This window comes from Bacteroides sp. HMSC067B03 (assembly GCF_001811315.1).
GTDB classification, from domain to species: Bacteria; Bacteroidota; Bacteroidia; order Bacteroidales; family Bacteroidaceae; genus Bacteroides; species Bacteroides faecis.
Window position 1 is genome coordinate 1 of record NZ_KV804384.1, and the last position, 330, is coordinate 330.

Annotated in this window: 1 protein-coding gene; it reads left to right on the plus strand. The window is 50.3% G+C overall.

Features of this window, described 5'->3' with window-relative positions:
- A partial coding sequence (locus HMPREF2794_RS15970) for an ATP-dependent Clp protease proteolytic subunit (protein ID WP_210403600.1) occupies positions 1-330 on the plus strand: 330 nt, incomplete at both ends.

Sequence of the window (330 nt, forward strand, 5' to 3'; positions counted from 1 at the left end):
TGACTGCAACAGCGGAAAACGGACGTGCCCGGATCGAACTCAAAGGCACAATATCAAAATGGAGGGAAACGGAAGCTGAATTCACTTCCAAAGTTGAGGAACTGATCAAATCAGGGGTCAAGGACGTGCACATCTATATCAACAGTCCGGGTGGTGAATGCTTCGAAGCCAACGAAATCGTGAACGTGATCAAGAAGTTTCCCGGCAAAATTACGGGTGAAGGCGGTGCACTGGTAGCCAGTGCGGCAACCTACATTGCTATCAACTGTACATCGTTCTCCATGCCTGCCAACGGGCTTTTCATGATCCATCAGGTCAGCGGAGGGGCAT